8 protein-coding genes and 1 tRNA gene are annotated in these 14210 nt (G+C 69.1%); 3 read left to right on the plus strand and 6 right to left on the minus strand.

What is annotated here, in order from left to right; genetic code table 11:
• Positions 1–330, minus strand: a complete 330-nt coding sequence (locus R5W23_RS14105) for a thioredoxin family protein (RefSeq protein ID WP_261183979.1) — start codon at positions 328–330, stop codon at positions 1–3.
• A gap of 227 nt (positions 331–557) precedes the next feature.
• On the opposite strand from R5W23_RS14105, the gene R5W23_RS14110 reads away from it, so the two are divergent.
• The 3 genes from R5W23_RS14110 (at position 558) to R5W23_RS14120 (ending at position 1914) form a co-directional block, all read left to right on the plus strand.
• Positions 558–630 (plus strand) — tRNA-Glu (locus tag R5W23_RS14110).
• 100 nt (positions 631–730) lie between these two features.
• The gene (locus R5W23_RS14115) at positions 731–1459 is read left to right on the plus strand and encodes a hypothetical protein (RefSeq protein WP_320686857.1); all 729 of its coding nucleotides are present in this window, start codon (positions 731–733) and stop codon (positions 1457–1459) included.
• A gap of 5 nt (positions 1460–1464) precedes the next feature.
• A complete protein-coding gene (locus R5W23_RS14120; protein WP_320686858.1) occupies positions 1465–1914 on the plus strand; it encodes a hypothetical protein in 450 nt (149 codons plus the stop codon).
• A 166-nt stretch (positions 1915–2080) separates the two neighbouring features.
• On the opposite strand, the gene R5W23_RS14125 is transcribed toward R5W23_RS14120, so the two are convergent.
• The 5 genes from R5W23_RS14125 to R5W23_RS14145 form a co-directional block, all read right to left on the minus strand.
• Positions 2081–3070 (minus strand): NAD-dependent epimerase/dehydratase family protein, encoded by a 990-nt coding sequence (locus R5W23_RS14125; protein WP_320686859.1) that lies wholly within the window; start codon positions 3068–3070, stop codon positions 2081–2083.
• A complete protein-coding gene (locus R5W23_RS14130; RefSeq protein WP_320686860.1) occupies positions 3067–4824 on the minus strand; it encodes a fatty acid CoA ligase family protein in 1758 nt (585 codons plus the stop codon). Before R5W23_RS14130 ends, R5W23_RS14125 begins: the two co-directional genes overlap by 4 nt.
• Before the next feature lie 13 nt (positions 4825–4837).
• Positions 4838–5803 (minus strand): alpha/beta fold hydrolase, encoded by a 966-nt coding sequence (locus R5W23_RS14135; RefSeq protein WP_320686861.1) that lies wholly within the window; start codon positions 5801–5803, stop codon positions 4838–4840.
• A 287-nt stretch (positions 5804–6090) separates the two neighbouring features.
• Positions 6091–7248: a 3-oxoacyl-ACP synthase III gene (locus R5W23_RS14140; protein WP_261183985.1), complete on the minus strand. Its 1158-nt coding sequence runs from the start codon at positions 7246–7248 to the stop codon at positions 6091–6093.
• A gap of 46 nt (positions 7249–7294) precedes the next feature.
• Positions 7295–14113 carry a beta-ketoacyl synthase N-terminal-like domain-containing protein gene (locus R5W23_RS14145; RefSeq protein WP_320686862.1) on the minus strand — a complete coding sequence of 2273 codons (6819 nt, stop codon included), beginning with the start codon at positions 14111–14113 and terminating at the stop codon, positions 7295–7297.
• Positions 14114–14210: the final 97 nt, after the last annotated feature.

The following is a 14210-nucleotide window of genomic DNA, read 5'->3' on the forward strand; positions in this document are numbered from 1 at the left end:
TCAGGCGTACTGCCCGATCAGTTTGGCGAGGTCGTCCTGCGAGAGCACGCCGCTCTCGGTGTGAACGGGGCTGTCACTTCCCTTAAAAAACAGGATGCGCGGGATCGTCATCACGTCGTATTTGACGGCCAAGCTCGGGTTCTCGTCCACGTTCAACTTGCCCACCTTGACCTTGCCGGCGAACTGGTCGGCGACCGCGTCAATGGTGGACGAGAGCCGGCGGCACGGGCCGCACCACGGCGCCCAGAAGTCCGCGACCACCAGGGTGCCGCTGGTCACGTGCTCGTTCCAGTTACCCTCGGTCAGTTCAATCACGTTTGGGCTGGCCATAGTCAGTGACCCTTGAAAAAGAAATGTGGAGTGTCCGCGCCCCGCGGGGTGACTCACATTGTACTCGCCTTATTGTACCGCACCAACAGTTGGGCTCTTACGTTACGTGGTCGTAGGGGCGGTCGAGGCGGGTTTAGGTGTTTCTCGGCAATCAGGCCGCGCGGCCCTTGCCCCGCCCCCCCGTTTCGCCCTAGAACTGTTGTGTCCTTGGCGTCGCAGCCGACAGTGGCCCTATCGTCTAGTGGCCTAGGACACTGCCCTTTCAAGGCAGGAACTGGGGTTCGAATCCCCATAGGGTCACTCTTTCCAGCGCGGGGCGCGGAGTTCGGAACGCGGAGCGAAGCCCAAGCTTCCTCCGAACTCCGTATTCCGCGTCCCGCGTTCCGCTTTTGGATACACGATGGATAAGATCCCGTGGTGGGGGTATGTGATTCTCGCCGGGCTGGCGTGGGGCACTTACGTCCCGATCATTTTCTACGGCGGGACCGAGCTGACCACCAAACCGGGCACGATGGGCGGGCGCCTCGCGTCCATCCTGTGCGTCGGCATCGCGTACTTCGTGATGGCAGTGGTGGTCCCGGTGCTGATGATGTCCCTCGGCGGCGATGTCACCAAGCCGGAATGGAAAACGAACGGGCTGATCTTCAGTGGCATCGCCGGGGTGATGGGCGCGGTCGGTGCCATCTGCGTCATTTTCGCCAGCAACGGCGCGGTGAAGGCGGCGCAAACGGAACCCGGCTACGTCGAAATCAAGACCAGAGCCGATACGGCGTCCGCGAAGCTGGAAGCCAACCCCGACGACGCGACTTCGCGGCAAGAGCTCCAGGCCGCAAAAGAAGACATGACCAAGTACGCGGCCCAGTACCGCATCCTGATTGCGCCGCTCATCTTCTCGCTCGCTCCGTTCATCAACACGGTTCTCAGTTTGGTGTGGCACCCGAAGCCGGGCGCGCCGTGGCACTTCGGGTTCGACATGCCGTCCTGGCACTTACCGCTGGGCATCGTGCTGGTCGCCATCGGAACGTTCCTGGTGCTTTACTCCAAGGAAGCGGCCGAGCTGGAGAAGGCGGCGAAGAAAGCGGCCGCTGCGCCCGCGAAATCGGCCGCAGCGCAGGCCAAACCCCAGTGACGTTCATGAGCCCCACCGAAGCCGTCAGCCGGTCGAACACGGTCCTCGCCCACGCCTGGATGGTTCGCACGTTCCTGAAGCACGCGGACGAGATCCAGGACAACGAGGACATGCTCGACGTTCCGCGGACGCTGTACGACAGCATCCGCGCCGTCGAGCCGGCGTTCCAGCGCGGCGACCACGTCGACTTCCTGCGCCGGCTTCGGGGCAAGCTGCCGAAGTTGCGCCGCGCGGCCCAACACTTCAACACGCACTTCAGAGAGTTCTCGCCACACACCAACTACGAAATGGCTGCCGCCAGCCTGCTTGGCGTCGTCGGGCACCTGGAGGAGATCTTCGCCGCGGTCGATTGGAACGAGGTTGCGGCCTTGGCCCAGGCGAACCCCGGCCGCAAGACCGCCGACGGTGCCTCATCGACCGACCCGCTCGACGACATCGAGATTCCCGAGGTGTAAAGACTATCGGTCAGAAGTCATCAGATCAGCAAGTCGTAAAGTCACAAGACTTTGGACCTGTTAAATTTGCGACAAGCGGACTTTTGACCGAAAGTCCTAACCGGACCGACCCGAAGTGCTCATGCTCCGCCGCCTCAGAGGCCGCGAACAGCCGCAATTCGGCGGCTCACCCCAAGCGCAGCCGCTCACCGAGCCGCCTGAGCCCTTCTTCGACCGAAACAGTGGGCTCGTAACCGAGGTCTCTCCGGGCCGCCCCGATATCGTACCAGTGCGACGTGGACATCTGGTTCGCCACGAACCGCGTCATCGGCGGCTCCCCCGGGAGCCGGAACAACCAGTACACCGACTCCAGCACCCGCCCCGCCAGCCGCGCCTTCCACGCCGAGACCCGCGCTTCGACCGGCGGCAAGCCGGCTTCGGCCAACACGCGGTCGATGAACGGCCACAGTTCGACCGGCTCGCCGTTCGAGATGAAGTACGCCTTCCCGGCCGGCGCGGTGCCGATGTCGAGCCGGTCCGCGGCGTCGAGTTGCGACTGCGCGGCGTTGTCGATGTACGTCACATCGACCTTGGCCGGCCGGTTGCCGATCCGCTTCAGCTTCCCGGCGCGAGCGGCGTCGATGATGCGCGGGATCAGGTGCGGGTCCCCCGGGCCGAAAATCAGGTGCGGCCGGAGCGACACCGTCGCAAGGTCCGAACCGTTCGCGGCCAACACGGCCTTCTCGGCCTTCGCCTTCGTCTCGGGGTACGCGGCGTCGAAGTGCTTCGGGTACGGGAGCGACTCGTTCGCCCCCTCGTTGTCGCCGCCCGCGTGAACGACGCTCGGCGTCGAGGTGTACACGAGGCGCCGGACGCCGTGCGTCTTGCACGCCGCGATCACGTTCTGGGTGCCCACAACGTTGGTGTTGTGGTAGTCCGAGTAGCGACCCCACACACCGGCCTTCGCCGCGACGTGGAACACCACGTCGCAGCCGGACACCGCGCGCTCGACGGACTCCAGATCCGAGAGGTTGCCGAGCGACTGCTCGACGCCCAACTCGTCGAGCCACGGGTACGCCGAGCGCGTGAACGAGCGGACGGAATCACCCCTCTGGCGGAGCAGTCGCACGACCGCCCCACCGAGAAACCCGCCGCCGCCCGTAACGACCGCCTTCACGCCTGTTCCCCGGGGCTCCAGTTCGGGCCAAGTAACTTATCGGCCCACACCGCAAGCTTCTCGCGGAAGATCTTGGAGTTGTGCCGCACGTCCATCGGAAAGCTGTCGTGCTCGAGGAACGTCGCGACGCCCCGCGTGTGCGCGGACCGCGCCCCGGCTGCGCGGAGCTGTCGCTCCGCGGTCGGGTCGAACCGCCTTTCGTGTGGCATCTGCGGGAGCACGAACTCGACGCACAGCACCGGGTGCGTCGCACCGCCCCGCGTCACGCCGACGAGGGCGGTTCTGGCCACGCCCGGGACCGTGTTGAACACCGGCTCCACCATGTCCGTGAACAAGGTGCCGTGCGGCGTCACAACGCGGTGCGATTTGCGCCCGCAGAACCAGAGTCTTCCTTGCGCGTCAACATACCCGACATCGCCCATGCGGTGCAGAACTTCGCCGGTTTTCGGGTCGCGAATCTTCGCCAACCTGGTCGCATCGGGGCGGTTGTAGTACAGTTGCGTCACGACCGGGCCGCGGACCACGAACTCGCCCACTTCGCCCTGCGGCACAAGGAGCGAATCGTCCCACTCGGCGATCGGCTGGTCGCTGATGCGGATCACCCGCACCTCCACCCCTTGCACGGGCCGCCCGACGCACACCCCCTTACCTTGGTCGGTCAGGTGCCGCGTTTCGCCCAGGATCTCGCGGCTACCGATGTTCGCAACCGGCAGCGCTTCGGTGGCCCCATAAGGGGTGAACACCTCGACGCCGTCGGGAAGAAGGCGAACGAAGCGTTCCAGTGACGCGGCCGACGCCGGAGCCCCGGCGGAGATAACCCTTTTGAGCGTCTCAAGTCGGCGGGTCTCAGGTCCCAAGTCGGTGGCCGCACTGTTTTCTGACTTGGGACCTGAGACCCGCCGACCTGAGACCGTTAGTTCCCCCAGCCGGCGGATCACGGCCGGCGAGCCGAACAGGCTCGTGACGCCGAACTGCTTGATCTGCGCCGCGGCCTTATGAGGGTCGAGGCGGGCCGGGCGGCTCGCGTCCATGTCCGGGATCACGCACGTCATCCCCAGCGCCGGGCCGAACAGCGCGAACAGCGGGAACGTACACAGGTCGATCTCGCCCGGCGCGATGCCGTAGGTGGCCTTCAGCAGTTTCACTTGCGCGTCGAAGATGCCGTGGACGTACACCACGCCCTTCGCCACACCGGTGCTGCCGCTGGTGAACAGTACCGCCGCCGGCTCCGTCGCCTGCGAATCCGGCACCGGGTACGGTCCGCTCCCGCACCCGGCCTCGCGCACCCGCGCGAGCGAGGTGTCGCAGAAGAACCGCCACCGGGACACGTTCACGGTGGCGCGAACGGTGCCTTTCGCCCACCCCAGCACGCGCCGCGCCGCGTGCGCCTTCCCGACCCCAACGAACGCTTCCGGCCCGGCCTCCGCGAGACACTTGCCGAGGTTCCTGACGCCCATTCCGGGGTCAATTAGGACGGGGACCGCGCCGACTTTGAAGAGGGCAAAGGTGAGCGCGAAGAAGTCCGGCGACGGCGGCACCATCAGGGCCGTGCGCGTGCCCCGGGCGACGCCCGCCGACGCGAGCCCGTGGGCGATCGCGTCGGAGTCGGCGTTCAGTTCGCGAAAGGTGATCGCGCGGTGTTCGGTCGGGCCGTCCCGGCGCACCCGGCCGCGGGGCGCGTAAACCGCCACCTGCGTCGGGTGCTCCGCGGCCATCCGGACCAAATGCGAGGCGACGTTGAGGGAGGTGTTCATGTGGGGCCGCGGCTCAGGTCAGCGGGTGCCGCTGGAGGAACTCCCACACCCGCGTGATGGCCAGTTCGCCCGCGTCGTCGAGCAGGTAGTGCCCGCAGTCGGGCCAGGTGTGAACTTCCGCGTGCGGGAAGTGCCGCTGCCACTCTTCGAGGAAGTGGCGGTCGAACACGAAGTCCTTCATCCCCCACAGCAGCAAGGTCGGGGTGTCGCGGAACTTCTCGAGAGAGGCCGCGGCGCCGCTGACGATGTCGTAGCCCGGGTCGGACGGCGCCAGCGGGATCGTTTGCACGAACTTGAGCACCGCCACCCGGTGCGCCGGGGTGTCGTAAGGCGCGAGGTAGCCGGCCCGCACGTCGGCCGGGAGCGGGCGCTTTGTGGCACACCACTTCGCGGCGAACTTGCAGAACCAGTTGCGCCGGGTGATGAGCCACGCGCCGAGTTTGGTGTTCCGCCCGAGCCACAGCGACGGCGGCAGTTTCTTGCCCGCCGGCAAGGGGAACCCGCCGGTGTTCATCGCCACGATCCGCTTCACGCGCTCCGGGTGCCGGGCGGCGAACCCCATCCCGATCATTCCGCCCCAGTCGTGTACCACCAGCGTGAGGTCGCGCGTCAGCCCGCGCTCCTCCAAAAGCCATTCCAGGTCGTCGATGCGGCTCTTCAGGGAGTAGTCGTACCGGTCCGTTCCCGGCTTGTCGGAGAGCCCGCAGCCGATGTGGTCCGGAACGACGCAGCGGTACGACTCGCGCAGCGACAGCACGAGGTTGCGGTAGTAGAAGCCCCAGGTGGGGTTCCCGTGGAGCATCACGACCGTGTCGCCGCGGCCCTCGTCGAGGTACGCCATCCGGAGCCCGCGCCGCGTCGCCACGCGCGAGACGAAGGGGAACAGCGGCATCGCCGGGTTCGGAAACGGCGGCCCGTCGTCATCCGGCAGGGCGTTCGTGCGGAGTTGGAGCGAAGCGGGGTCCGAGGTGTTGCTCATGAAGTTCGATTCGGCCGCGCAAACACGGCCGCAAGAGTTTTCCGGACCAACGGGCGGGACGGGAACAATTCAGCTCCGTTCAGACACAATGCAGTTATGACAGATTAACAAGATGAACAGGATTGAGAACGCGAAACGGAGTCTGTCTCGCCTCTGCGATCCTGTTCGTACTATCGATCCTGTCAAAAAACCGCTGCGAGCCGCACGGAACCGCCGATTCCCCGTCGAGTGCCCTGATCTTTTGGTTCTGCCGTATCGGGTCTCTCGGCTCGCCAACCGCCGGCGGCCTACCACTCCAGCCCGAGCATCAGGCAGTTCAGCCCGCTGCCGATGCCCAGGAAACCGACCCGGTCGCCCGGCCGGAGGAACTCCCGCTCCTCCGCAATGGCCGCGGTGATCGGCAGCGAGACGGTGCCGATGTTGCCCAGGTACTCGAACGTGCTGAAGTCCTTCTCCGGCGAAACGCCGATCGCCCGCAGCACCGCGTCGCGGTGCCCGGCGCCCACTTGGTGACAAATCACCTTGTCGAGGAAGTCCGGGCGCCAGCTCAGCTTGGTCAGGAACTTCTGCCAGGTGCGGTGACCGAGTTCGACGCCGTACTTCAGCACCTCGCCGGCGTGCGTCTCCATGAACGGAATCATCACGTGCCGCATCCCGAGATCGACGCCCTTCTGCATCAACCCGGTGGCGTTGTCGACGCCCTTCTGCATCAACCCCGCGGCGTTCGCCCCCAGCACCCGCTCCACGGTGCCGACCGCCGAGGGGAGCAGCGACTGGAGCCCCCACCGGCACAGGTTGTGGTACTGGGGCGCGTTCTGGGTCGCGCCGCCGAGCAGCTTCCGCCGCTTCTCGCGCGACAGCTCCGCGCTGACGACCAGCACCGCGACCGCCCCGGACCCGCCGGTGAGCGTCGCGATGCTCTCGCGGAACAGTTCGACCGACTTCGTCCGCACCATGCGGTCGATCACGTTCTCGTTGATCTCCCGCGCCGTCTCCGCCGAAACCACGAGCCCCGCCTGAGCCTGTCCGAGTTCGATCTTGTTCGCGACCTCGACGATGCCGTTCAGCACGCCCAGGCACGCGTTGCTCAGGTCGAAGATCGCGGCGTTCGGGTTGATGTTCAGCTCGTGGGCCACGGCGCACGCGGTGGCCGGCTCGAAGTTCTCCCGGCACACGCCCGCGTAGATCAGCACGTCGATCTCCGACGCGGACATGTCCGCCGCGGCCAGCGCTTTACGGGCCGCGGCGGCCGCGCCCTTCGAGAGCGGGTAGCCGGGCTCCCACCACCGGCGCTCGCTGATGCCCGTGAGCAGTTCCAACTGCCCGGGCGACATGTTCAGCGATTTGTACACCGGCGCGAGCCGCGCTTCGAGCTCCGCGGTGGAAACCACCACCGGCGGCAGTTCGTACCCGATCGCTTCGAGGTGAACGCGGTTGTATTTCATGCGCGGGTCGGCAAGGTGTCGCGGCCGTCGGGGCGAGTCCCGGCTGCTATTCTAGGGTGAAATCGGTCATCTGGTAGATAACCCGCCCGTCCACGGTCAGGAACCCGTTGGCGGTGAGTCGGTGATTATCGTCGTCCGCGGCGACGATTTCTAGCACAACCGTGACCTCGTGGTCCTTCGGCAGCACCTGCCCCCGGTACACCCACGTGTGCGGCACGTTTCGGGCCACCGTGTGCCACGGCTTCGCGGGCGCCCCCCACCGCTTCCAGGCCGCGTACTTCAGCAACTGGAGGAACGACTCCAACCCCAGCGACCCGGGCCACACCGGGTCCTGGTAGAAGTGCGCCTTGAAGAACCAGAACTCCGGATCGACCTTGATGGTCCCCACCAGGAGCCCGAGCCCCTTCGCGCCGCCGTCCGGGACGTACGTGGTGACCCGGTCCACCATGCGCAGCATCGGCCCGGGGAACGGCGGCTCGTGCGGGAGCGTGTCGCTCCTGGCTCGCATCAGTTCCTGCTCGTTGGGCCACGGCACCCGGGCTTCGCGGATGCCGACCTGGTTCGCCAGCGCCCCCTTCGTGAAGAACCCGAAGTAGGTGGTGCCCTTGTACGCCGGCCCCTGAGCGTCCTCGACGAGCATGTCGTAGTGCTGAATGATCATGCCCGCAGAGTTCGACACGCCGGTCATCTTCACGGTGGTCGCGAGCGTCCCGGTGGCCGGCGTCACCGCGCGGAACTGGGTGCCCTTCCCGCCGAGGTTGCGGAAGCTCAGGTCGTCCGTGCTGGTGAGCGCCGACCCGCAGTACGCGGCGAGCCACCCGCACGGCTGGAGGGCGATCTCCAACAGGACGCTGAACGGCATGTTCTCGCAGCGGTTCTCGCCGAAGTACCACTCGTCCGGCGGCACGGCGTAGAGGGCGGTGCAGCTCGCGCCGGCCTTCAGCACGAACGGCTCGCCGGACACGGCGGTCACGCAGTCGAGGAACTGGTACGGCGGCCCCGGCAGGCGCGCGAGCACCCGGTCGGAGTCGAACACCTTGTAGGGCTCCCCGAACGCTTCGGACGGGTTGCCGTTCGAGTACGCCATGATTTTGGCGGAGTCGTACAGCACCGGCGAGCGGGGAGCGTGAGCCCCCCGAGCCCCCTGTTCACCCTCCCGAGAAGCCTGGGCCTCCCGGGCGCCGCGCGTAACACCGGCGGAGGGCTCGCGCCCCCCGCTCGCCCAGATCGCGCCCAGCTTCTCGCGCGAGAGCCCCGACATGCGCAGCGTCATGTTGGTGATCTCGACGATCGGCTTGCCGTCCGCGTACATCAGCGCGTCGGCGACGCAGAACGGCTCTGGCCGGTAGCCCAGTTCCTTCACCGTCACCTCGTAGGTGACGGTCTTGGTCGTCGCGAGCACCTGCCCGCGGCACTTCAGCCGGCTGTTGACGCCCGGCAGCGGCTCGCACACCACGTCGTCGGCCTCGCCCACCCAGCCGAGGCGCATCAGCAGCACGCGGAGCGTGTGCAGGCAGCACTCGTACATGAGCGTCCCCGGCATCACCTGGTCGTCCACGAAGTGGCACGTCAGGAACCAGTCGTCCGGGTGAATGTCGAACTCGGCGCGCACGAACCCGGTGCCGAACCGCCCGCCCGCGGGCTCGATCAGCGGCACCCGGTCCACGAGCCGGAGCATCCCGCCGGGGATGGTGGCCGGTCGCGTCAGCCGCGCCCGGGCGAACGCCGGCCCGAACGCCCCCACGAGGTCGCCCCCGCGCAGGGCGTCCACCTGTTGCGCGGTCAGCGCGCACACCGCTTGGGGCACGAGGTCCGCCCAGTCGTCGGGCTTTTTGCCCGGGAACCGCTTCTTGTCGAGCGCGGTCTGAACGATCCCCTTGCCGGCCGCGAGCGCCTCCGCGGTGAAGAACCCGGCCACGCCGTTGCGCATCGTGATGAGCGGCTCGCCGTTGACCGTTCCGTCGAACCAGAAGTGGAACAGCCAGGAATCGCCCTGCTTCACGAACTTGTCGATGTGGATGTCGTAGGTCACCGTTTCGCCGACTTGCGGCAGCCCGCGGTGGAACGACACGACCGCGTCGAGCAGCCGGTACACGGCCAGCCCGCGGGTCTCGAAGTCGATGCCGAGGTACCCCGAGAGGAACAGGTCGGCCTGCCCCGCCTCGACGCAGATCGCGGTCGGGATGCGGCCCGATTGCAGGTACCAGCGGTCCGCGCGGACGGTGTGGTGCGTCACCACGCGCCCGCTCGTCATGGACTTCGGCTCGCCCTCAATGAGGCTGATGCTGTCAACGAGTTGGAGCGGGCCGTCGGGCAACCGGACGCGGGTCGGGTAGGAATCGACCTCGGCGAACAGCGGCCCGAGCGCGTCGGCGATCTTGCCGGCCGCGTAGGTGCAGCACTGCTCGAAGGTCAGCGCGCGGGGCGGCTCCAGCGGGGAAGCCGGTGGGGTCAGCCACACGAGCGACGAGACCGGTTCGCTCGCGCCCCCGCCCCCGCGCGTCCACGCATCGAGCAGCGAGGTTTGGAACCTCTGCACCCCGGCGGCGGACTCCATCAACTTGCCGCTGACACGCAGGAACGCCTCTTGCGCCTGCATGTTGAGCACCTGCACGTTCGCGACCGACTCAATGACCGGGGCAAGCGACGGCACCAGTTCCGGAGCGAGCACCGGAACGATGTGCGGGCTCGCCACCTCTTCGGGCTGAGCCGCCGGAGCGAGAGGTTGGCTCCGCAAGCGAACGTAGGGCTCGGGGGATGAACGAAGCGCCTCGGTGGGAGGAACGTGTGGAGTCGGCTCCGGCCTGCCAGCGGCCACGACCGGCGCGACGCTCTCCTCCCCGTCCGTCTCGATCGGCCCCGCGCTCGGCGCAGCTTCCCGCTTCGGGAGAGGTGTCAATACCACGGCCGGGGGCACCGGGCGCAACCCCACCGGCACCACAACCACGTTGCGCCGCGCCGGTTCGGGCTCCCGGTGCGCGACGCACCGCGTCTCCGTGCCGTACAGCGCGGCGAGATCGACCGGCAGCCGCTCCGCCGCCAGGTGCGCCACGAGGCGAACGATCTGCGACACCGCGTCCGGCTTCGCGGCGTGGGCGGCCCGGGCGAGGTGCCGGCGGTCGCCCAGGATCGCCGAAATCATGCGGGTACACGAGTTCCCCGGCCCGACTTCGATGAACGCACGCACCCCGTCGCGGTACGCCGCCTCGATCACCCGCGGCACGTCGATCAGCCCGACCAGCCCCGACGTGATCGAGTCCGCGCACGCCAGTTCGCCGGGCCGGTAGCTCTTGCCCCAGGCGCCGCTGTACACGGTCAGGGCGTGGGCGGGCGGCGTCACCGGCAGCATGTGCAGGTCGTGGTACGGCCCGAACACGGGCTTCCCGGCCTCGCAGTGCGCGAGCGTCACGCCCTCCAGAAGCATCACGGGCTTCCCGACCGCCGCCGCGAGCTTCTCCACGTCGGCCCGCTTCCCACCGATCACGCACTCGCTCGGCGTGTTCACGATCAACAGGTACGCGAGCAGGCCCGGGCGCAGCGCGGCCGTTACGTCGTCGGCCCCGGCGGAAATCACGCCGCTGACCCAGTCCACGGGCTCACCGGCCGGAACGCCCCAGTACACCCGTGCGGAATCATACGGTGGGGCGAGGTCCGACGCGAACAGGGTCGAAACCTGCATCCGCCGGTACATTTCGTCGCGCTCGCGCCACAGACGCACCCCGAACAGGCCGGCCGACTCGCCGAGGCTCAACCCGATCATCGCGTCGCAGCGGACGCCGAGCGCGGACACAACGTCCGCCACCAGCGAGCCGACGGTCACCTGCCCGAACATCAGGTCGCGCGCCGGCGCGTCGCCCGCGCGCCCGTGCCAGAAGAACTGCGGGCTGAACTGGTCCCGCAGGCGCTGGTTCTCGGCGTCCTGTCGGCGCACCACGTCGGGCCACTGGGCGGTGAGGTCGCGGCCCATGCCGTCGAACTGGTTGCCGGACCCGGGGAACACGAGCGCGACCTTCGCCCGCGCCCCGAGCGGCTTCGGGCTGTAGAACACGCGGTCCCGGAGCGCCGGGCGGGCCGTCGCCGGGAAGGGGCTGGCGGGGTCCGCGTGGAGCGACGACGCGGCGAACGAGATCTGTTCGGCGAGTTCCGCCCCCGAGCGCGCCGCGAACCCGACCGCCAGCTTCCGCCCGGCCCCCGGCGCCGCCCGGAACCACCCCCGGGCGACGGCCTCAACGTTGTGCTCGGCGCGGTCGTGGGCGAACGCCGACAGAGCCTCAAGTCCCGCGAGCAGTTCGGCTGGCGTGTCGCCCTCGACCACGAACGCCGCTTCGGCCCGCGCCCCGAGCGGCTGCGCGAGTTCGGCCGGAACCCGCTGTGCGGGCTCTTCCAGCAGGAACGCGAAGTGCGACCCGTCTGCGCCGGACGAGTGAACGCACGCACGCCGCGGCCCGTCGGCCCGGTTGCGTAACCAGAACGTCGGCTCCTGGGGGCCGCGGCCTACCCGGCCGCCGGGCGCCTCGATCAAAGAACCGGCCACGCCCCCCGGTAGCACTTCCTGGTACAGCGCGACGCACGCATCCAGAACCGCCACCGCCCCCGACGCGGCCCCCACCTCACCGACCCGCTCGGCCGTCCCCCCGAACGCGACCGCCGACCCGAGCGGCAGCCCGGCGTCGGCCGCGGCGCGAGATTGTGCCCCCCCCTCGGTCGATGCGACCCCAACTCCCTTAATAACGGCGTACACGCGGTCGCCGTCGCGCTCGGCGTCGGCGAGGCGTTTCAGCACGAGCGCGACCGCGCCGTCGGCCGGGAGCGACGCCTCGCCCGGGAGCACCAGCCGCGGGTCGCCGGCCAGATCCACCCCGCCCACCAGAACGCGGTCCAGCTCTCTGGCCTGGAGGGCACGAACCCCCAGCTCCAGCGCCCGCGCCCCGGAGCCCTCTTCGCTGCAAACGGTGTGGCTCGGCCCGCCGAAATGGAACGTCCGCGCGACGCGGCTCGCGGCGATGCTCCCGAGCGCGCCCATCGTCCGGTTCGCCGTCAGCGGCGGGGACGCTTCGTCGGGGCCGGCACCGCTCCCGATCGCGGCCCAGCGCAGGTGGAAGTTGGTGGTGTTCAGGTCCAACCCGAGCCCGACGAACACGCCGGTCGCGGGGTCGCCGTCGGCGCGGGGGGTGTACCCCGCATCGGCGAGCGCGTCCGCGGCCACGCGCAGCATCAGCAACTGCTGCGGCAGTGTCTCTTCCAGCTCTTTGGGCGGCACGCGGAATTTGTCGATGGGCAGCGCCAGCTCGTCGATGTAAAAGCCGGGCGGGCACGGCTCGTCAGCCAGCGCCCAGCCGTTCAGTTTGATACCGGGCTCGGCCGTCCCCACGCCGAACAACTGCTCTTGCAGCGCCCGGGCGTCGGCCCACGGCCCCACGTGCGCCGCCGCCCCCACCACCGCGACCGGCTCGTGGGGTTCGCTGGCGCGCGACCGGGCGGCCGCCTCGCGCGCTCCGACCGCGATGAGGCGCGGCGTTTTGCTCGCGCCCGAGCGCGGCGGCAGGCCGGTCCACTCCTCGACGAGCAGGTGCGCGTTCACGCCGCCGAACCCGAACCCGCTCACCGCCGCCCGGCGCGGCTGCGTGGCGGACGAGCGGCCCCAGCGCTCGGCGGCACGCAGCACCCGGAACGGACCGCCCTCGTACCGCAGCCCCGGCGCCGGGGTCGCGAAGTTCGCCTGCGGCGGGAGCTGCTCGTGCTTCATCGCGAGCAGCACTTTGGTCAGCGCCGCGGCGCCGGCCCCGGTGAGCAGGTGCCCCACCGTCGATTTCACCGAGCCGATCGCGCACTGCCCCGGCGCCCAGCCGGAACCGCCCCACAGCTCCCGCAGGCTGTCGAACTCGATCTGATCGCCCACCGGCGTGCCGGTCGCGTGGCACTCGATCAGTTGCACGTCCCACGGGCTCCAGCCAGCGTGCGTGTACGCCGACCGCATCGCGCGGAGCTGGCCCTCTTTGGCCGGGGCGAGCAAGTTGCCGTGCATGTCGTTCGACACGCCCGCGCCCGCAATGACGCCGTGAATTGTGTCGCCGTGCTTGAGCGCGTCGGCCAGGCGCTTCAGCACGAACACCCCGGCGCCCTCGCCCACCACAAGGCCGTCGGCCCGGGCGTCGAACGGCGAGCACCGCCCGCTCGGCGCAAGCGCGCGGAGCTGCGCGAACCCCATCTGTGTGTACTGGCAGTCGGGGCGCGAGCACCCGCCCGCGAGCATGGCGTCGGCGCGGCCGGCGGCCAGTTCGTCGCACGCGAGCTTGAGCGCGTACAGCGAGGACGCGCACGCGGCGTCCAGGGTGAAGCTGCCGCCCCCGAGCCCGAGCCCCCTGGCGAGCAGGCCCGCGGGCAGCCCCGCGACGTACCGGTTCAGCGGGTGGACCGGCGCCCCCGCCGGCAGCCCGAGCTTCCCGCCGAGCACCGCCCGGCACAGGTCGTTGGCGCGGTCGGTGGGCAGGCAGATGTTGCCCAGCACGACGCCCACCCGGGCGGGGTCCAGGCCCGCGGTTTTGGCCCCGCGCCACGCCCGGCCGCCGACATCTAACACGAGGTGAAACAGCGGATCGAGTTCGCGCACCAGCCCGGGGTCGATGTCCAGACCGCTCAGGTCCGGCTCGAACGGGTCGAGGTAGTACCCGCGGGCGGAGTACACCGTGTCGGGGTTCGCGACCCGCGGGTCGGTGCAGCGGTCGGGCGGCAGCGCCCAGCGCCCGGCGGGCACCTCGCGCGAGCAGTCGGTCGCCGAAGCGACGTTGGCCCAGTACCGGCCGAGGTCCGCGCCGGCCCCCGGGAACCGGCCCGCGACAGAGACGATGGCGATGCGGTCGTTCATCGGGAAAAGGTCTCAAGCCTCGAATCGTCGAGTCGCGAGTCGAAAGGTCCTGAAGTCGTAACGTCGAAGGCCCGCCGACGGCTCCTCGGGCTCCGAC

The organism is Gemmata algarum (assembly GCF_034097035.1).
GTDB lineage: Bacteria > Planctomycetota > Planctomycetia > Gemmatales > Gemmataceae > Gemmata > Gemmata algarum.